Origin of the sequence: Halomonas fontilapidosi (genome assembly GCF_014192285.1) — a bacterium.
Lineage (GTDB): Bacteria > Pseudomonadota > Gammaproteobacteria > Pseudomonadales > Halomonadaceae > Halomonas > Halomonas fontilapidosi.
In genome coordinates this window covers 678,037-695,545 of sequence record NZ_JACHXQ010000001.1, presented here as the reverse complement: position 1 = coordinate 695,545, position 17,509 = coordinate 678,037, and the positions used below count along the sequence as shown (strand labels likewise).

At 66.1% G+C, this 17,509-nt stretch carries 16 protein-coding genes and 6 tRNA genes; 14 read left to right on the top strand and 8 right to left on the bottom strand.

Translation table 11 applies throughout. The features are described 5' to 3' along the window. Positions 1–282 (bottom strand): hypothetical protein, encoded by a 282-nt coding sequence (locus FHR95_RS03225; protein ID WP_040186006.1) that lies wholly within the window; start codon positions 280–282, stop codon positions 1–3. 116 nt (positions 283–398) lie between these two features. Between FHR95_RS03225 and pdxB the strand changes: the two genes are divergently transcribed. Beyond that, on the top strand, positions 399–1,577 hold the full coding sequence (pdxB, locus tag FHR95_RS03220; RefSeq protein WP_183313311.1) for a 4-phosphoerythronate dehydrogenase PdxB: 1,179 nt from the start codon (positions 399–401) through the stop codon (positions 1,575–1,577). A gap of 157 nt (positions 1,578–1,734) precedes the next feature. Here the strand turns inward: pdxB and htpX are convergent, their stop codons facing one another. The 4 genes from htpX to msrB form a co-directional block, all read right to left on the bottom strand. Then, complete coding sequence (htpX, locus tag FHR95_RS03215) at positions 1,735–2,640, bottom strand: protease HtpX (RefSeq protein ID WP_183313310.1); 906 nt, start codon at positions 2,638–2,640, stop codon at positions 1,735–1,737. Positions 2,641–2,760: 120 nt separating this feature from the next. Then, on the bottom strand, positions 2,761–3,990 hold the full coding sequence (locus FHR95_RS03210) for a pyridoxal phosphate-dependent aminotransferase (protein ID WP_040186015.1): 1,230 nt from the start codon (positions 3,988–3,990) through the stop codon (positions 2,761–2,763). Between the two features lie 76 nt (positions 3,991–4,066). Next, positions 4,067–5,032, bottom strand: coding sequence for a ribosome biogenesis GTPase YlqF (gene ylqF / locus FHR95_RS03205; protein WP_183313309.1), 966 nt, complete (start codon positions 5,030–5,032; stop codon positions 4,067–4,069). Positions 5,033–5,122: 90 nt separating this feature from the next. Beyond that, positions 5,123–5,524, bottom strand: a complete 402-nt coding sequence (gene msrB, locus FHR95_RS03200) for a peptide-methionine (R)-S-oxide reductase MsrB (protein ID WP_040186017.1) — start codon at positions 5,522–5,524, stop codon at positions 5,123–5,125. A gap of 194 nt (positions 5,525–5,718) precedes the next feature. Between msrB and FHR95_RS03195 the strand changes: the two genes are divergently transcribed. The 11 genes from FHR95_RS03195 (at position 5,719) to FHR95_RS03145 (ending at position 10,519) form a co-directional block, all read left to right on the top strand. Next, a tRNA-Glu gene (locus tag FHR95_RS03195) sits at positions 5,719–5,794 on the top strand. Positions 5,795–5,817: 23 nt separating this feature from the next. Then, positions 5,818–5,892: transfer RNA gene (locus FHR95_RS03190), tRNA-Gly, on the top strand. Between the two features lie 89 nt (positions 5,893–5,981). Next, a tRNA-Glu gene (locus FHR95_RS03185) sits at positions 5,982–6,057 on the top strand. Positions 6,058–6,081: 24 nt separating this feature from the next. Further along, positions 6,082–6,156, top strand: a tRNA-Gly gene (locus FHR95_RS03180). Positions 6,157–6,339: 183 nt separating this feature from the next. Further along, a tRNA-Glu gene (locus tag FHR95_RS03175) sits at positions 6,340–6,415 on the top strand. A 192-nt stretch (positions 6,416–6,607) separates the two neighbouring features. Next, positions 6,608–7,570: an ABC transporter ATP-binding protein gene (locus FHR95_RS03170; protein ID WP_040186018.1), complete on the top strand. Its 963-nt coding sequence runs from the start codon at positions 6,608–6,610 to the stop codon at positions 7,568–7,570. Next, entirely contained in the window at positions 7,567–8,340 is a 774-nt protein-coding gene (locus FHR95_RS03165; protein ID WP_040186019.1) for an ABC transporter permease, read from the top strand. Before FHR95_RS03170 ends, FHR95_RS03165 begins: the two co-directional genes overlap by 4 nt. 1 nt (position 8,341) lies before the next feature. Next, complete coding sequence (gene queF / locus FHR95_RS03160; RefSeq protein ID WP_183313308.1) at positions 8,342–9,178, top strand: NADPH-dependent 7-cyano-7-deazaguanine reductase QueF; 837 nt, start codon at positions 8,342–8,344, stop codon at positions 9,176–9,178. Between the two features lie 81 nt (positions 9,179–9,259). Beyond that, positions 9,260–9,820, top strand: a complete 561-nt coding sequence (locus FHR95_RS03155; RefSeq protein ID WP_040186021.1) for a nitroreductase family protein — start codon at positions 9,260–9,262, stop codon at positions 9,818–9,820. 2 nt (positions 9,821–9,822) lie between these two features. Beyond that, on the top strand, positions 9,823–10,326 hold the full coding sequence (locus FHR95_RS03150; RefSeq protein WP_183313307.1) for a YiiD C-terminal domain-containing protein: 504 nt from the start codon (positions 9,823–9,825) through the stop codon (positions 10,324–10,326). 105 nt (positions 10,327–10,431) lie between these two features. Further along, a tRNA-Ser gene (locus FHR95_RS03145) sits at positions 10,432–10,519 on the top strand. A 78-nt stretch (positions 10,520–10,597) separates the two neighbouring features. Here the strand turns inward: FHR95_RS03145 and FHR95_RS03140 are convergent. Beyond that, a complete protein-coding gene (locus FHR95_RS03140) occupies positions 10,598–11,488 on the bottom strand; it encodes a DMT family transporter (RefSeq protein ID WP_183313306.1) in 891 nt (296 codons plus the stop codon). Positions 11,489–11,847: 359 nt separating this feature from the next. Between FHR95_RS03140 and FHR95_RS03135 the strand changes: the two genes are divergently transcribed. Both FHR95_RS03135 and FHR95_RS03130 read left to right on the top strand, forming a co-directional pair. After that, entirely contained in the window at positions 11,848–12,408 is a 561-nt protein-coding gene (locus FHR95_RS03135) for a flavin reductase family protein (RefSeq protein WP_183313305.1), read from the top strand. Between the two features lie 162 nt (positions 12,409–12,570). Then, positions 12,571–12,996, top strand: coding sequence for a DUF3617 domain-containing protein (locus FHR95_RS03130; protein WP_183313304.1), 426 nt, complete (start codon positions 12,571–12,573; stop codon positions 12,994–12,996). Positions 12,997–13,066: 70 nt separating this feature from the next. On the opposite strand, the gene FHR95_RS03125 is transcribed toward FHR95_RS03130, so the two are convergent. Both FHR95_RS03125 and FHR95_RS03120 read right to left on the bottom strand, forming a co-directional pair. After that, positions 13,067–16,180, bottom strand: coding sequence for an efflux RND transporter permease subunit (locus FHR95_RS03125; protein ID WP_183313303.1), 3,114 nt, complete (start codon positions 16,178–16,180; stop codon positions 13,067–13,069). After that, positions 16,180–17,271: an efflux RND transporter periplasmic adaptor subunit gene (locus FHR95_RS03120; protein ID WP_183313302.1), complete on the bottom strand. Its 1,092-nt coding sequence runs from the start codon at positions 17,269–17,271 to the stop codon at positions 16,180–16,182. The genes FHR95_RS03125 and FHR95_RS03120 overlap by 1 nt, the downstream gene beginning before the upstream one ends. Between the last annotated feature and the right edge of the window lie 238 nt (positions 17,272–17,509).

The window sequence follows — 17,509 nt, the reverse complement described above, 5'->3', positions numbered from 1 at the left end:
TTAGAGCGAGTCCAGCAGCGAGAGCTGGCTGACGGCGTCGCGCCCCTCGGCGCTTTCGTCCTCGACCTCCAGCACCTTGCGAAAGCCTCTGGAGTTGAGAATGGTGGTCTCATCGGCCAGCCACATCATCGCCTGGTCGTGGTCATCGGCCAGGCGATGCTTGAGGCCGCCAAACTGGGTGCCGATCTGCCCCCAGGCGCGGCTGAAGATCCAGTCGCCGAACATGTCCTGATGGACATGCACCAGCACATAGTCGTGGTCGGTTTCCCAGCGGACAATCACGGCAGCTCCCGAGGTGGAGGGCGCCGCTGGCCTGCGACGCTCGAGTGACAATGGCGGTATTGTAAGGGCTTGGGCACACTGAACAAGTCGTATCACCAGCAAGATGGGAGCCAGCCATGAGAATCGTCGTCGATGCCAATGTGCCCGCTGCAGAGACCTGCTTCGGAGAACTGGGCGAGGTGGTCCGAGTGCCGGGACGCGCGATCGATGCCGCTGCGCTGCGCGAGGCCGACGCCCTGGTGGTGCGCTCCATCACCCGCGTCGACGAGGCCCTGCTGGCCGACGCTCCCCGGCTGCGTTTCGTCGGTACCTGCACCATCGGCACCGACCACGTGGACGAGCGAGCCCTGGCCGGGCGCGGCGTCGCCTTTGCCAGCGCCCCGGGCTGCAACGCCGAGGCGGTGGTGGACTACGTGCTTTGCAGCCTGGCGACCCTGGCCGAGCGCCAGGGCTGGCGGCTTGCCGAACGTCGCATCGGCATCGTCGGTGTGGGCAACGTGGGCGGCCGGCTGCTCGAGCGTCTCTCGGCCATGGGCATCGACTGCCTGGCTTGTGACCCGCCCAGGGTTGAAGCAGAGAACGTCGAGGCGGAAGGGGCCGCGAAACTGGCCAGCTTCGCGGATCTGGACACCCTGATCGATCAGTGCGACGTGCTGTGCCTGCATACGCCGCTGGTGAGCGAGGGGCCCCATGCCACCCTCCAGCTGCTCGATGCCCAGCGCATCGCCGCCCTGGCCCCGGGCAGCGTGCTGCTCAACGCCGGGCGCGGCGACTGCGTCGACGGCAAGGCGCTGCGACAGCGGCTGGCGGGGCAGGCTGATATCAGCGCGGTGCTCGATGTCTGGGAGCACGAGCCCGCCATCGACAGCGGCCTGGCGGATCTCGCCGCCATCGCCACGCCGCATGTTGCCGGCTACAGCCTGGATGGCAAGCTGCGCGGCACTCACCAGATCTATCGTGCCCTGGCCCGCCATGTCGGCCTGCCGGCTCGCCTGACGATGGACGACCTGGCGCCATCGCCTTCCGTGGCGCGCCTCGTCCTGGACGGTGGTCTCTCGCCCGAGGAGGTGCTGCGCCTTTGCCTGCGCGCCGTCTATGACGCGCGGCGTGACCATGACAGCCTTCACCGCGAAGCCCGGCGCCAGGGGGTGGCCAAGGGCTTCGATGCCTGCCGGGCGGCCTATCCGCTGCGTCGCGAGTTCGCGACCCTCGCCATAGAGCTTCTCGAGGGGGCTCGGGAGCTCGCACCGCTGCTGTCAGGCGCGGGCTTCCGGGTCGCTACCGCCACTGCCTGACGCCGATGGGACGCTAAACGACAGCGGACCCGCCGGTTGGCGGGTCCGCTGTAATGTATCGCCTGGCAGGGGTTACTGCCGGTAGGCGGCTTTCTTCAGCGCACGGATGCGGCCTGTGCAGAGAGCAGCGGCGGGTGGCCCCCGCCGCGGGTCGCCGTTACTCTCGGTAGGCCGCTTCCTTCAGCGCACGGATGCGATCATCCAGTGGCGGGTGGCTGGCGAACAGCTTCTCCAGCAGCGAGCGGGTCTGACCCTTGGTGATGGCCATGGCCCGCAGGGTGTCCGGCATCTGGTCCGGCATTTCGGTCTCGGCCTTGAGGCGGGCGAGGGCGTTGATCATGGCGCCGCTGCCGGCGAGGTGTGCGCCGGCGCTGTCCGCACGATACTCGCGGAAGCGCGAGAACCAGGCAACGATGGCCGAGGCGATCAGCCCGAAGACGATCTCGGCGACGATCACCACCGCGAAGTAGCCCATGAAGCCCAGGCCGCCCTCGCCGTCGCTGCGACTCTTCAGGAAGCCGTCGACCAGGTGGGCGACCACCCGTGCGAAGAACATCACGAAGGTGTTGAGCACGCCCTGGATCAGCGCCAGGGTGACCATGTCGCCGTTGGCCACGTGGCCGATCTCGTGGGCCAGCACCGCGCGTACCTCTTCCGGGCGCATGCGGTTGAGCAGGCCGGCGGAGACCGCCACCAGGGCGTCATCCTTGTTCCAGCCGGTGGCGAAGGCGTTTGACTGCTGGGCCGGAAAGATGCCCACCTCGGGGGTCTTGATGCCGGCATCGCGGGCCAGTTCCGCCACGGTATCCACCAGCCACTTCTCGGTGGCATTCGACGGCGTCTCGATGATCACCGTGCCGGTGCTGCGCTTGGCCATCCACTTGGAGATGAACAGCGAGATCATCGCGCCGGCCATGCCGAAAATGAAGCAGAAGATCAGCAGGGCATTGAAGTTCATGCCCTGTTCGGTCAGGTAGCTCTCCAGCCCCAGCAGTCGCAGGGTAATGCTGGCCACCACGATCACGGCCAGGTTGGTGCCCAGGAAGAGCAGGATTCTCATCATTGCCGGAAATCTCCAGTCGTCGGTAAGGGGGCGCCGCGCTCTGCGGCCTGCACAAGCTGTTGCTTAGATACGCGCTTGCCCGCCGGGTTTCAAGCGGCGGGCAGAAAGGCATGCCCCGAGCTACTGGCGGTAGCGCGACAGGAAACGGGCGAAGCGGTCCAGGGCGTCCTCGAGCTGGTCGGCCCAAGGCAGGGTAACGATGCGCACATGGTCGGGGTCGGGCCAGTTGAAGGCCGTGCCCTGCACCAGCAGGATCTTCTCCTGCAGCAGCAGATCAAGCACCAGCTGCTGGTCGTCGCGGATGTTGAACACCTTGGGGTCGAGCCGCGGGAAGGCGTAGAGCGCCCCCTTGGGCCGGGTGCAGCTGACGCCGGGAATGGCGTTGAGCTTCTCGATGGTGATGTCGCGCTGGGCAAGCAGGCGTCCGCCAGGCAGGATCAGGTCATTGATCGACTGGTAGCCGCCCAGCGCGGTCTGGATGGCATGCTGGGCCGGCACGTTGGCACACAGGCGCATCGAGGCCAGCATGGTCAGCCCCTGGATGTAATCGTCAGCGCGCTGCTTGGCGATATGGCCCGAGAGGATCATCCAGCCGCTGCGGAAACCGGCGCAGCGGTAGCTCTTGGAGAGCCCGTTCATGGTCACCACCAGCTGGTCCTCGCCGGCCAGTGCCCCGGTGGAGACATGTTCGACCCCGTCGTAGAGGATCTTGTCATAGATCTCGTCAGAAAAGACCACCAGATCGTGTTCCCTGGCGATCTCCAGCAGCTCGCGGACCACGGCCGGCGGGTAAACGGCGCCGGTGGGGTTGTTGGGGTTGATGATCACGATCGCGCGAGTGTGGGCGGTCACCTTGGCGCGGATGTCGGCCATGTCCGGCGCCCAGTCGGCCTGCTCGTCGCACAGGTAGTGCACGGCATGGCCGCCCGAGAGGTTGGCCGCCGCGGTCCACAATGGATAGTCCGGCGCGGGGATCAATACCTCGTCGCCATCGTTGAGCAGCGCCTGCATGGCCATTACGATCAGCTCGGAGACGCCGTTGCCGATGTAGATGTCCTCGATGCCGACACCGGGAATCTCCTTGCGCTGGCACTCCTGCATGATCGCCTTGCGCGCGGAGTAGAGCCCCTTGGAGTCGCAGTAGCCCTGGGCGGTGGACAGGTTGCGCATGACGTCCTGGAGGATCTCCTCGGGCGCCTCGAAACCGAACGGGGCGGGGTTTCCGATGTTCAGCTTGAGGACGCGCTGGCCCTCCTCTTCCAGGCGTTTGGCGTGCTCGAGCACCGGGCCGCGGATGTCGTAGCAGACGTTCGCTAGCTTGTGCGATTTCCTGAGGGGGGGAGTGTCCATGGGCGCTGAGATCCAGTGATGTCGGTGTGCCGCCTCTGCCGTGGCGGGCGTCGTCTCGGGGTGATGTTGCCGGTGATTATGCGGGTTTGGCACCGTTGCCACCAAGCGTCTCGGCGGCGTCGGCTTCGGGCTCGGGCGGGATGTCTGCCGGGGTCTCCAGGGTCAACCGGCCCAGCTTGCCGTCACGCAGTTCGTGGAGCAGCACCTCGGCACCGCGGTGCAGGTCGACCTCGCCACCGGGGCGCAGGCCGCCGCGCTTGGCGGCGATCTCCGCGAGGATCGCATGGCCATCGAAGCCGGACAGCGCGAGCAGATCGACCCGTGGCGGGCCATCGGCCTCGACCTGCTCTGCCTCGGGGTGAGGCGCGTACTCGGGCAGGGCCTTGAGCTTGTAGCGTGCCGTGAGGGCTTCGGGGTAGCGCCTGGCGAGTTCGGCCGCGGCGACCACGGCGACTTCCACGTAGTCGATGGCGGTGTCGCGAATGGCGCCGCTGGCGGCCAGGCGATGGGCGCTGGCCTGGTCCTCGATCTTCGGCCACAGCACGCCGGGGGTGTCGATCAGTGCCACGCGGCCGCCAATGCGCACCTTCTGTTGGCGCTTGGTCACCGCCGGTTCGTTGCCGGTCTTGGCAATGGTGCGTCCTGCCAGGCCGTTGATCAGCGTCGACTTGCCGACGTTGGGGATGCCCATGACCATCACCCGCACATCGCGGTCGGCGCGCACCTGGCCGGCAAGCTCATGGCACAGCTTGGGAATGCGCTTGAGCTCCCGGGCCTGGGTGGTGGTCACCGCCAGGGCCCGCATGTCCTGCTGGGCATCGAAGAAGCCGACCCACTCGCGGGTTCGCTCGGGGTCGGCGAGGTCGGCCCGCGATAGGATCTTCAATACCGGCTTGTGGCGGGTCAGCTCGGCCAGCATGGGGTTGGCGCTGGAGTAGGGCAAGCGGGCGTCGAGGACCTCGATCACCACGTCGATTTCCGGCAGCGACTCGAGAATCTGCCGGCGCGCCTTGTTCATGTGTCCCGGGTACCAGCCGAGCATCGAGCCTCTCCTGCATGCGCATCAATGAAAATGGCCGCCCACTATAGCAGATGGGCGGCCGCCTCAGGGGAGGGCTGTGACCGGCAGAGACTATTCCCCGGCGTGGAACTGGATCGCCACCGAGTTGATGCAGTAGCGCAGCCCGGTGGTCTCCGGCGGACCGTCGGGGAACACATGGCCGAGGTGGGCATCGCAGCGCGCGCAGGTCACCTCGGTGCGCTGCATGCCGTGGCTGGTATCGGTCTGTTCTGCCACGCAGTTCGACGTGAAGGGGCGGTCGAAGCTTGGCCAGCCGCAGCCGGCATCGAACTTGTGCTCGTTCTCGAACAGCGGGGCGTTGCAGCACACGCAGTGATAGATGCCGTGCTCGTCACTCACATGGTACTTCCCACTGAAGGGCGGCTCGGTGCCTTTCTGGCGGGTGACGCGGTACTGCTCGGGTGTCAGCTGCTGCTGCCATTCGGCATCGCTCTTCTGGATCTTGCTGCGCATGGCCTCTCTCCTTGTCCTGGCGCCGGGGTCGAGGGCCCGGCGTATCTCCTCTTCCATTCTGACACCAACCCGGGTGGGTGTTTCCAGTCACGCAGAGGAATCGAACACGCGATATCAACGCCCCGCCTGATGCGCTTGACAGCATCCCGAAGCCTGGGTAATATTCGCCGCACCTCGACGAGGCGAGACATTGCGTCCCATTCGTCTAGTGGTCCAGGACACCGCCCTTTCACGGCGGTAACAGGGGTTCGAACCCCCTATGGGACGCCACTCGACTCATCAGGTAACGGAGTGCGGGAATAGCTCAGTGGTAGAGCATCGCCTTGCCAAGGCGAGGGTCGCGAGTTCGAATCTCGTTTCCCGCTCCATTTGGTTTGGGTAGCATATTTGATCAGGCCAAGGCTCGGCTCACGAGCTGGAACGCCAGCCCGATCGAATCTCGTTTCCCGCTCCATGCGTCCCATTCGTCTAGTGGTCCAGGACACCGCCCTTTCACGGCGGTAACAGGGGTTCGAACCCCCTATGGGACGCCACTTCGGTTTGACATTGCGAGACCTGCGGGAATAGCTCAGTGGTAGAGCATCGCCTTGCCAAGGCGAGGGTCGCGAGTTCGAATCTCGTTTCCCGCTCCATTTGGTTTGGGTAGCATATTTGATCAGGCCAAGGCTCGGCTCACGAGCTGGAACGCCAGCCCGGTCGAATCTCGTTTCCCGCTCCAAGCTTGAACAAGTGGTATCGAGCCAAGGCTCGGGTCACGATCCGATGTGTCGGCCCAGTCGAATCTCGTTTCCCGCTGCATCTCGAATCTCCTTTGCGTCCCATTCGTCTAGTGGCCTAGGACACCGCCCTTTCACGGCGGTAACAGGGGTTCGAACCCCCTATGGGACGCCATCTCGCCTGCACGCCCTACCTTCTTCGGCAACAGTCTACCCATGCCGGTTTCACTTCGTCGGGTGAGATCCGAGTCAGCATGCTCCTGCCTGCTTCACCGGCTGGGCACGGCCAACCTTGAAGTTTCAGCGGTCACCCCCCATCTCTCCGGTTTTGCGCGACAACATTCACTCCTCTCTGACGGGATCGCACATGGCCGAACCGGCACTGTCCATCCGTGGCCTGAGCAAGGTCTATGGCAATGGCTTCCATGCCTTGAAAGGCATCGACCTCGACGTCGCCGAGGGCGACTTCTATGCCCTGCTAGGCCCCAACGGCGCGGGTAAATCGACCACCCTGGGGGTGGTCTGCTCGCTGGTGCAGAAGACCGCTGGCCAGGTCTCGATCTTCGGTATCGATATCGACCGCGACTTCGCCCGGGCCAAGTATCATCTCGGCGTGGTGCCCCAGGAGTTCAACTTCAACCAGTTCGAGAAGGTCATCGACATCGTGCTGGCTCAGGCCGGCTATTACGGCATGTCGCGTCGCGAGGCGCTGCCCCGGGCCGAGGAACTGCTGCGCGACCTGGGCCTGTGGGACAAGCGCAACGGCAGCGCGCGGATGCTCTCCGGCGGCATGAAGCGTCGGCTGATGATTGCCCGGGCGCTGATGCATCGGCCCAAGCTGCTGATCCTCGACGAGCCCACCGCCGGTGTGGACATCGAGCTGCGCCGCAGCATGTGGGAGTACATGCGCCGCATCAATCGCGACGAGGGCACCACCATCATCCTCACCACCCACTATCTCGAGGAAGCCGAGAGCCTGTGCCGCAACGTGGGGATCATCAACCACGGCGAGATCATTCGTGACACCAGCGTGCGTGACCTGCTCGCCGAACTCGATACCGAGACCTTCCTGCTCGACCTGGCGCACCCCGTCGAGGCCGCGCCCGAAGTGGAAGGTTTCGAAGTGAATCGTGTCGATGCCGCTCAGCTGGCGGTAGTGGTGCACCGCGGTCAGCGCCTCAACGATGTCTTCGAGGCGCTCAGTGCTCAGGGGCTGCAGGTAATGTCGATGCGCAACCGCGCCAACCGGCTCGAGGAGATGTTCGTCTCCATGGTGGAGCAGGGCAACAGCGACAAGGCGGCGGCCGACGCAGCGGAGGCACGCGCATGAGCCCGACGCAGATCGCCATCGCCCTCTGGACCCTGGTGCACAAGGAGATCAAGCGCTTCACGCGGATCTGGCCGCAGACCCTGCTGCCGCCGTCGATCACCATGACCATGTACTTCATCATCTTCGGCAACCTGATCGGCTCGCGGATCGGCGAGATGGATGGCTACAGCTACATGGACTTCATCGTCCCGGGGCTGATCATGATGGCGGTGATCACCAACAGCTACTCCAACGTGGCTTCGAGCTTCTTCTCGAACAAGTTCCAGCGTTCCATCGAGGAGATGATGGTCTCGCCGATGCCCAACTGGGTGATCCTTACCGGCTTCGTGGCAGGCGGCATGGCCCGCGGCCTCGGCGTGGGCCTGATCGTGACCGGGGTGTCGCTGTTCTTCACCCGCATCGAGGTGGCACACCCGCTGCTGACGGTCGTCGTGGTGGTACTGACCGCGGCGCTGTTCGCCATTGGCGGCTTCATCAACGCCCTGCTGGGCAAGAAGTTCGACGACATCTCCATCGTGCCGACCTTCGTGCTGACGCCGCTGACCTACCTCGGCGGGGTCTTCTACTCGATCTCGCTGCTGCCGGCCTTCTGGCAGGGCGTGTCGATGCTCAACCCCATCCTCTATATGGTCAACGTCTTCCGCTACGGCTTCTTGGGTGTTTCCGACATCCCCGTGGGCTGGGCGCTGGCGGCCATCCTGGCCTTCATCAGCGTGCTCTTTGGCGTGGCCCTGTGGATGCTGGAGCGCGGCAAGGGCATCAGGAGCTGACATGTCACACCATCGACCCGATACCCTGGCGCATGCCCCCCTGGGGCGCGAGGCCGCCTACCCCGAGAACTATGACGCCGGGCTGCTCTATCCCATTCCGCGCGCCGCCAATCGCGCGCCCCTGGGACTGGAGGAGGGCGCCTTGCCCTTTGTCGGCGAGGACGAATGGCACGCCTTTGAGGTCTCCTGGCTCAACGCCCGCGGCAAGCCTATCGTGGCGGTGGCGCGCTTCCGCCTGCCAGCGGAATCGCCGAATCTGATCGAGTCGAAGTCCTGGAAGCTCTACCTGAACGGCTTCAACCAGACCTGCTTCGAGAGCCGTCAGTCGGTCATCGACACCCTGGAGCACGACCTGGGCGAAGCAGCCGGGGCACCGGTAGTCGTCGAGCTGTTCGACGTCGATCACGAGGCGCTCACGCCGCGCCACCTGCCCGGTGACTGCCTGGATGATCTGGACATCGAGGTCACGGACTATACGCCCAGCGAGGAGCACTTGGCGGTGGGAGAGGCGACCGTCGAGGAGACGCTGCATTCGCATCTGCTCAAGTCCAACTGCCCGGTCACCGGCCAGCCCGACTGGGGCAGTGTGCTGATCCGCTATCGAGGCCCGCGGATCGATCGCGAGGGGCTACTGCGCTACCTGATCGGCTATCGCCAGCATCAGGACTTCCATGAGCACTGTGTGGAGCACATCTTCCAGGACCTGATGACCCGCTGTCAGCCTGAGCGACTGCTGGTGCTGGCCCGCTATGTGCGCCGCGGCGGGCTGGATATCAGCCCCTGGCGGGCCACGCCGGGCGAGCGTCCGCCGGAGCCGCTGCGCTTGGCCAGGCAGTAGCGGTCGGCACGACAGTCGATCGGTCAGCTGGTAAAGTGTCGAGAAGTATTCTCGTCTGACCGCCGCCAAGGGAGGCACTCAATGGACGCGCTGACGCTGCTGCACGAACGCAGCTCCATGGGTAAGCTGATGGGCCCGCCGCCGAGCCCCGAGCAGCTTGAGGCGATCTACCGCGCGGCCCTGCGCGCGCCAGATCACAAGGAACTGCGCCCCTGGCGCTTCATTGAGTTCTCCGGCGAGGGCCTTTCGCGCCTCGGCGAGCTGTTTGCCGAGGCGGAGTTCCGCGAAGACCCCCACGTGGGCGACGCAGCTTTAGACGCCGCGCGCAAGAAGCCGCGGCGTGCGCCGATGATCATCGCGGTGATCGCCAAGGTCACGCCCGACATCCCCAAGGTGCCAAAGATCGAGCAGGTGATCTCCGCCGGCTGCGCCGCCCACGGTATCCTGCTCGCCGCCCACGCCCAGGGGCTTGGCGCCATGTGGCGCAGTGGCAAGTACGCCTTCGATCCCACGGTGCACAAGGGGCTGGGGCTTGCCGAGGACGACGAAGTGGTAGCCTTCCTCTACCTCGGAACTCTGGGGGGACGCCACAAGCCTACACCGGAGCACGACATCGAAGCCTTCGTGGAGCGCTGGGATTGACCATGCGAGAGATCGGCGTTCCCCACCCCCGCCCGCCGTTGCCCGCTGCCGACAGCGAGGACGACATGGCCGCCTTCCTTGCCTGGCTGGGCGAGGCGATCCCCATGGTCCCCGCGCTGGGCATCCGCGAAATGACTCGCGATGGCGACGGCCTGGCCTGGTCGCTGTCGCTCACACCCAGCCTGAATGACAAGGGCACCGGTTTCGGTGGGGCGCTTGCCGCCCAGACCACGCTGCTGGGCTGGTGCTGGACCACCCTCTGGCTGCGCCGTCATGGGCTCGCCCGGGATGTGGTGGTGGCCGAGGCCAGCCAGCGCTTTCTGGCACCGGTGACCGGCGACTATCGCCTGACCTGCGAGCCCGAAGCAGCCGGCGGCCCCGAGGCCCTTGCCGAACGGCTGGCGCAGCGCGGTAAGGGTCGCATCGCCCTCGTCCAGCGCCTCTGGTGCGGTGACACCCTCTGCCTGGAAGCCCGCGGCGACTATGCGGTGCTGCCCGACGGCTGAGCGCGCGATACAGGGAAAACGGCTTGCATTCGGGCACTTAAGTCGATAGTATATGCGCCGTTCTTGAGCAAAAGGCCACGTGCCCAAGCGAGAGAAGCACAATGTGGAGAGGTGTCCGAGTGGTCGAAGGAGCGCGCCTGGAAAGCGCGTAAGTCGAAAGGCTTCGAGGGTTCGAATCCCTCCCTCTCCGCCACGAATGCCGAATAAGCCGCTGAGAAATCAGCGGCTTTTTCTTTTTTCATGTGTGAGTAGCTAGCCCTTCATCGATGCCTCATGCCGTTCTCGTCGTTCGCACGGGAAGGACCTCAAGCAGGCCTGCAATGAGCACGACGGCACCCCCTGCCATCTCGACCCCGGTCAGGGTCTCATCGGCGAACAGCGCCGCGGAGACCGCCCCCACCAGCACCTCCGTCATCAGCAGGATGCTGACGCGTGCGGGCTCCAGCCGGACTGCCGCCCACATCAACCCCACGAGGGACAGGCCCCACCATAGGCCCCCCGTCAGCAGTGCCAGCCCCGTCATCGTGATGACCTGAGGTGAGGTGAGGCTCGGCAGCGGCTCAAGCGTCGGCGCAAGGACGAGGGCCGTCACGGCTGCGCCGAGAGCGAAGACGAAGGTGGCGGGCAGGGCCGTGAGGGTGGATCTGGCGCGGATGCCGGTGGTGGAGAATGACCAGAGGATGCCGCCCATCAACGACATCCACTCTCCTGCTCCCCGGGGCAGCGGGAGCGTGCCGTCGGCGCCCAGCATGATGGCCAGTCCCGCTAGGCCAAGCACAATGGCGATGATGCGCAGGCCGGGCGTGGGCCATCCCATCAGGTAGCGGCCAATCAGCGTGCTCCACACCGGGCTGAGAAACCACAGCAGGATGATGATCGCGACCCGTCCGTAGAGGAAACCGATCGAATAGAGCGCGAAAGCCGCGCCACCCAGGACAACCGAGATCAGGACCACGGGCGGGGTGCGAGCCAGTTGACGGCGCTCTCGAATGGCCGCGGGCAGGAGAATCGCCACCGTGGCCGCGGTGATGGCGGACGTCCCCCAGGCCCCCGTCAGCCCCATCTCCCCCAGGGCGCGAACCGGCAGCCAGTAGACTCCCCAGAGCACCCCCGTCGCGAGCACGATGGCGGAGGCGAGAAGCGTGCGCTGATCGGGTTGCATGAGCCATGACCTTGCTATTGCGTGAGAGCGGGAGGGGGAAGAGAGCTCGCCATTGTCCAGCTAAAGGCGTGTCGTGCAATGCCCTTGTCCTGTCCGGCGAGGCTGGAGAGGAAGGTGCCTGGGGCAGAATCAGGCGCGGCCGGTGACGACAGCGACGCGGTGATAGCGCGCGAGTTCGCCGATCTGGGGTCAGGCCATCGCCCAGGTTGCGCAGCAGGACGTGACGGTCATCCAGCGCAAGCGGCTGTCGCTGGCAGGGGCGTCCCATGGTGGCCAGACTGTAGCACTATAGCGGGGGAGGGCTGCGGAAAAGGGCACCGGGGCCTCAGCTTTCGTTTCCACTTCGAGGGGAGAAACCGATGCGTGACGATGTCGAGATGCTTGCCATGCCGCTGGAGCGGGTGCGCCGCTATCTCGAGCCTGGCCCCATTGTGCTGGTCTCCTCGGCCTGGCAGGGCGAATCCAACATCATGACCCTGGGCTGGCACACCGTAATGGCTTTCTCGCCTTCCCTGGTCGGCTGCGTCATCTCCTCCGGCAATCACAGCTTCGAGCTGGTGCGCCGGAGCGGGCAGTGCGTCATCAACTTGCCGACCACGGCCTTGATCGATGAGGTGATCGGCATCGGCAACAGTAGCGGCGCCGAGCTCGACAAGTTCAACCATTTCGGCCTGACCGCGTCGCAAGCGACAGCCGTGGAGGTGCCCCTGATCGAGGAGTGCCATGCCCACTTCGAGTGCCGGCTCGTCGATGACAGCCTGGTCGACCGCCATGACTTCTTCATCTGGGAGGTGGTGGCGGCTCGTGCCCGGGCGACGCCCGCCTATCCCGAAACGCTGCACTACACGGGTGACGGTGTCTTCATGGTCGCCGGCAAGATCATCGACCGGCGCGGCCAGTTCCTGCCGCAGATGCTGTGAGGCGACTCGACCGTCGGCAGCTTCCGCCTCGACTTGGGGTACTGGACTCCCGCCATCGCCTGTCCCGACCGGGGCCGCATTGGGGGACGGGCGTCGATTGGGCTATGCTGGGCCTCATGCCGAGGGCGTGGCATACCATCCATCATCAGGGAGAGTTCCCGCATGTCGTTCCGTCCCCTTCTTGCCGGCCTGCTGATGGCGCTGCCGCTGGCGGCCGTTGCCGAGTCCCCGAACATCGAGCCGGGCCAGTGGGAGTTCATCAGCACCACCTCCGTGCGCAGTGACCTGCCGATCCCCGACCAGACCGAGACCCATCAGGAGTGCATCGCCCAGGGCGATATTGACGACGAAGAGTTCAGCTTCATCGAGGAGGAGCAGGGCTGCGAGCTGCTCGAGCACGAGGTCACGGTCGACGGCCTGGACTACCGCATGGTCTGCCGGGCCGAGGGCGGAGAGGCCAATATCGTCGGCCGCATGGACTTCCTCGGCGATCGCGTCGAGGGCAACGTCGACATCCTGGTCGACTCGGCCGCAGGCGAGATCAACATGATCACGCGCATGGAGGGGCGGCGTCTCGGCGAATGCTGACGCATCGTCCCGTCGCCATCGACAAAGGCCACCCCGCGGGGTGGCCTTTGTCGTTTTGGCGCTTACCGGTTCAATAGCCGGCGGGCGTCTCACCCATCTCCCGCTCCAGGCGTCGGGCCACGTCGCCCGGTGAGCCGGTGCGCCGCGCCAGCAGGTCGTAGGCCACCGGCACCACGAAGAGCGTGAAGAGGGTGGCCGCCGCCAGGCCGCAGAGGATCACGGTGCCGATCACCAGCCGGGTCTCGGCGCCGGCGCCGCTGGAGACGATCAGCGGGACGGCGCCTGCCATGGTGGTCACCGCGGTCATCACGATGGGGCGCAGGCGGGTCACGGCGGCCTCGACCAGGGCCTCGTGGAAGGCCACGCCCTGGTCGCGCAGCTGGTTGGCGAACTCCACGATCAGGATGCCGTTCTTGGCGGCGAGCCCCACCAGCATCACCAGCCCCACCTGGCTGTAGATATTCAGCGACTGGCCGGTGAGGTAGAGCCCCAGCAGGGCACCGCAGATGGCCAGGGGCACGGTGAGCATGATCACGAAGGGGTGCACGAAGCTCTCGAACTGTCCGGCCAGCACCAGGAACACCACCAGGATGCCCAGCCCCAGCAGGAAAGCGGTGGCCCCGCTGGCTTCCTGGTAGTCCCGGGAGGCCCCCTTGAGGTCGGTCTGGGCCTCGGGAGGCAGGATTTCGTCAACCGTAGCCTCCAGGTACGCCAATGCCTCGCCGAGCGGATAGCCGCTTTCCAGGTCGGCCTGCAGGGTGACGGCGCGGATGCGGTTGAAGCGATTGAGCGTACTGGGCCCGGCGAAGTCGGTGAGGGTTACCAGGTTGCCCAGAGGAATCAGCTCGCCGCTGCGCTGCGAGCGCACCCGGATATTCTCCAGGGCGGAGGGGCTGGGGCGGGCACCGGGCTCGCCCTCGAGAATCACGTCGTACTCTTCGCCGTCGTCCACGTAACGCGTCACGCTGCGCCCACCCAGCAGGGTTTCCAGGGTGCGGCCGATCTCCGTGATGGTGACGCCCAGGGCAGCGGCGCGGGTGTAGTCGATATCCACGCGAAGCTGGGGCTGGTTCTCCTCGTAGTCGCTGTCCAGGCCGGTCAGCCGCGGATTGTCGTCGCGGATGTGTGCCATCAGGGTGTCGCGCCACTCGGCCAGCTGCTCATAGGTGCCGCCCCCCAGCACGAACTGCACGGGCTTCTCGACGCTGGACCCGAAGCCCTGGCGCATCACCGGAAAGGCACGCACGCCGGGCAGGTCGCTGAGCGTCTGGCGAATCTCGTCCATGATCGCCCAGGCCGAACGACGGCTGCCCCAGTCGGCCAGATTGACGATCACGAAGCCGCTGTTGAAATTCTCGATATTGCCCCAGCCGCGTGGCGCGCGGACCACCACCCGCTCGATCTCTCCGTCGTCCACCATGGGCAGCAGCCGCGCCTCGATCTCGTCCATGTAATCGAGCATGTAGTCGTAGGTGGCGCCGGGTGGGCCGTTGACCAGCACCCAGAAGTTGCCGCGATCCTCACGGGGGGTGTATTCGTTGGGCAACTCGCCGTTCAGCCATAACATGCCGCCGATGATGCCGAGGAACAGGGCCAGCACCAGCAGGCGCAACTTGAGCACTCGCTCGAGCAGCCGACCATAGACGCAGCGCGAGTGCTCCAGCACCCACTGTACGCCGTGAGCCAGGCGCCCCTCGTGCATGTCGGCCTTGAGGATCTTGGAGGCCATCATCGGCGTCAGGGTCAGCGCCAGCAGGCTGGAGAGGGCCACCGCCGAGGCCAGCGTCAGGGCGAATTCCGAGAACAGCCGGCCGATGTCGCCCTGCAGGAAGCTCAACGGCACGAACACCGCGATCAGCACCAGGGTGGTGGCGATGACCGCGAAGGCGATCTGGCGGGTGCCGCGGAAGGCAGCGACCAGCGGGGTCTCGCCGTGGTCGTGCATGCGTCGGTGGATATTCTCCAGCACCACGATGGCGTCGTCGACGATCAGCCCGATGGCCAGTACCAGCGCCAGCAGGGTCAGCAGGTTGATGGTGAAGCCCATCACGGCCAGGGCGGCGAAGGTGCCGATCAGTGCGATGGGGACCGTGACCGCCGGGATCAGCGTGGTGCGCAGGTTGCCGAGGAACAGGAAGATCGCCACCACCACCAGGCCCATGGCGATGAACAGGGTCTGCACCACCTGGGAAATGGCGCCGGAAACGAACACCGAGGAGTCGAAGTTCAGCGACAGCGACATGCCGTCCGGCAGGCCGGCCTGCACGCGCGCCATCTCGGCCTTGACCCCCTTGGAGATCTCCAGCACGTTGGCGGTTGACTGCTTCATCATGCCCAGCCCCACCATCGGCGTGCCGTTGCCGCGGAAGATGGTGCGCTCCTCCACGGCACCGATTTCCACCCGCGCCACATCGCCCAGGCGCACCAGGTAGCCGTCACTGCCCTGGTCGAGCACCAGGCCGCGGAAATCCGCCGGAGTGGCGAAGTTGCGTGGCAGGCGCACAATGAACTGTCGATCCCTTGACTCGATGGCCCCGCCGGGCAGTTCCACGTTCTCGCTGCGCAGGGTGTCCGCCACGTCGCCGACGGTCAGGTCTCGGGCGGCCAGGGCATCGGCATCCAGCCACACCCGCATGGCGTACTCGCGCCCCCCGCCGATCCTGACCTGGGAGACACCGGGCAGTACCGAGAAACGGTCGACCAGAAAGCGGTTGGCATAGTCGGTGAGCTCGGCCATGGAGAATCCCTCGCCGGAGAGCGAGAGCCAGATCACCACGTCGGAGCTGGAGTCGGCCTTCTGTACCTCCGGCGGCTCGGCCTCTTCGGGCAGGTTGTCCAGGGAGCCCGAGATGCGGTCGCGGATGTCGTTGGCCGCGGCATCGATGTCCATGTCCAGGCCGAATTCGACGTTGATGCTTGAGCGGCCGTCCTGGCTGGAGGAGGAGATCACCTCGATGCCGGAGACGCCGGAGATGCGGTCCTCCAGTACCTGGGTGATACGGGTCTCGACCACGCTGGCCGAGGCGCCGGGATAGCGGGTGTCGATGCCGACCACCGGCGGGTCGATGGAGGGGTACTCCTGCAGCGGCAGGCGCTGCAGGGCGAGAAGCCCGAAGGCCACGATCAGCGCCGCCAGTACCACCGCCAGCACCGGGCGCTGGACGGAAACGTCGGAGAGGCGCATCAGCCGTTGTCCTCCGCCGCGTCACGCCCGCGGCGCAGCAGCTCGGGAACGCTGGTGTCGTCGTCAAGGACGCCCAGCAGGCGAGTCGGCTGGCCATCGCGGACGCGCTCGGTGCCGTGGGCGACCACCAGCTCATCGGCCTCGAGCCCGTCAAGCACTTCCACCTCGCCCTCACGGCGGGCACCGATCATCAATTGGCGTCGCTCGACCCGATACTGGTCCGTTTCGTCCAGTACCAACACGAACTGGCGCTCCCCCTGGGGGATCAGCGCCGACTCCGGAATCACCAGGGCTTCGCGTGGGGCGCGCTTGACCACCACGCGCATCAGCATGCCGGGGCGCAGGCGGTGATCAGGATTGTCGAGCTCGGCGCGCACTGTGACGCTGCGGCTTACCGGGTCGACCCGGGCGCCGATGGTGGCGACTTCCCCGTCGAAGGTCGCGTCGGGATAGGCCGCGCTGGTGGCGGTGAGCGGCAGCCCGGGGGAGAGCTCGCCCAGGGCGAGCTCGGGCAAGGTGAAGTCGAGCTTCATGATGTCCAGCTTGTCCAGGGTGACAAGCTCCGTACCCGGCGAGACGAGGGCACCCACGCTGACATTGCGAAAGCCCACCACGCCGTCGAAGGGGGCCCGGATGCGGTAGTCGGCCAGCCTGGCCTCCAGCGCCTGGATCTCTGCCTCGGCCTGGCGCAGCCGCGCCCGGGCATCCTCCACGTCGGCCCGTGGCGCCAGGTTGCGATTCTGCAGCTGCGCCAGGCGGTTGACCGCATTGCGGCGCTCGTCACGCAGCGCCTGGGCGGCCCGCAGGTCGGCCTGGGCTTCATCATCGGCCAGGCGCACCAGCAGCTGGTTGGCCTCCACGCTGTCGCCATCGCGGAAGTTCAGCTCGCGGATGGTGTCGGTGACGGTAGCCGAGAGCGTCACGCTCTCGTCGGCGTGCAGGGTGCCCAGGGCCTCGAGGGGGTCGGACCAGGCCACCAGGCCGGCGCGGGCGGCGATCACCGCCGTGGGCTGCTGGGCGGCCAGCGGAGATGAACACAGCAAGGCTGCCAGGCCGAGCAGCAGGAGTAGGCGGGGTCGCGATGCAGTCATGGGTGTGGTCGATCGTCTCGGTGAGCGGGCAGTCGCCCGGTGTGTCAGGCTTTCCTGAAGCCTAACCCGCCATAGCGGAAAGAGTGTGACAACAATGTAGAAGCGTTCCCCATAAGCGTAACTGTACAAGACATGTACAGGAATAGGGAATCGGCCAGGCGGATCGCTGATCTCGCGACGCCGCTCGGCGAGGCATCCAGGGGCTGCTAGAATGCGCCGCCAGGATCGATGCGGCGCG

What these genes read in the sequence shown, in the direction of transcription:
- pdxB (WP_183313311.1), top strand. Translation starts at nt 399, where the DNA reads ATGAGAATCGTCGTCGATGCCAATGTGCCCGCTGCAGAGACCTGCTTC.
- htpX (WP_183313310.1), bottom strand. Translation starts at nt 2,640, where the DNA reads ATGATGAGAATCCTGCTCTTCCTGGGCACCAACCTGGCCGTGATCGTG.
- FHR95_RS03210 (WP_040186015.1), bottom strand. Translation starts at nt 3,990, where the DNA reads ATGGACACTCCCCCCCTCAGGAAATCGCACAAGCTAGCGAACGTCTGC.
- ylqF (WP_183313309.1), bottom strand. Translation starts at nt 5,032, where the DNA reads ATGCTCGGCTGGTACCCGGGACACATGAACAAGGCGCGCCGGCAGATT.
- msrB (WP_040186017.1), bottom strand. Translation starts at nt 5,524, where the DNA reads ATGCGCAGCAAGATCCAGAAGAGCGATGCCGAATGGCAGCAGCAGCTG.
- FHR95_RS03170 (WP_040186018.1), top strand. Translation starts at nt 6,608, where the DNA reads ATGGCCGAACCGGCACTGTCCATCCGTGGCCTGAGCAAGGTCTATGGC.
- FHR95_RS03165 (WP_040186019.1), top strand. Translation starts at nt 7,567, where the DNA reads ATGAGCCCGACGCAGATCGCCATCGCCCTCTGGACCCTGGTGCACAAG.
- queF (WP_183313308.1), top strand. Translation starts at nt 8,342, where the DNA reads ATGTCACACCATCGACCCGATACCCTGGCGCATGCCCCCCTGGGGCGC.
- FHR95_RS03155 (WP_040186021.1), top strand. Translation starts at nt 9,260, where the DNA reads ATGGACGCGCTGACGCTGCTGCACGAACGCAGCTCCATGGGTAAGCTG.
- FHR95_RS03150 (WP_183313307.1), top strand. Translation starts at nt 9,823, where the DNA reads ATGCGAGAGATCGGCGTTCCCCACCCCCGCCCGCCGTTGCCCGCTGCC.
- FHR95_RS03140 (WP_183313306.1), bottom strand. Translation starts at nt 11,488, where the DNA reads ATGCAACCCGATCAGCGCACGCTTCTCGCCTCCGCCATCGTGCTCGCG.
- FHR95_RS03135 (WP_183313305.1), top strand. Translation starts at nt 11,848, where the DNA reads ATGCGTGACGATGTCGAGATGCTTGCCATGCCGCTGGAGCGGGTGCGC.
- FHR95_RS03130 (WP_183313304.1), top strand. Translation starts at nt 12,571, where the DNA reads ATGTCGTTCCGTCCCCTTCTTGCCGGCCTGCTGATGGCGCTGCCGCTG.
- FHR95_RS03125 (WP_183313303.1), bottom strand. Translation starts at nt 16,180, where the DNA reads ATGCGCCTCTCCGACGTTTCCGTCCAGCGCCCGGTGCTGGCGGTGGTA.
- FHR95_RS03120 (WP_183313302.1), bottom strand. Translation starts at nt 17,271, where the DNA reads ATGACTGCATCGCGACCCCGCCTACTCCTGCTGCTCGGCCTGGCAGCC.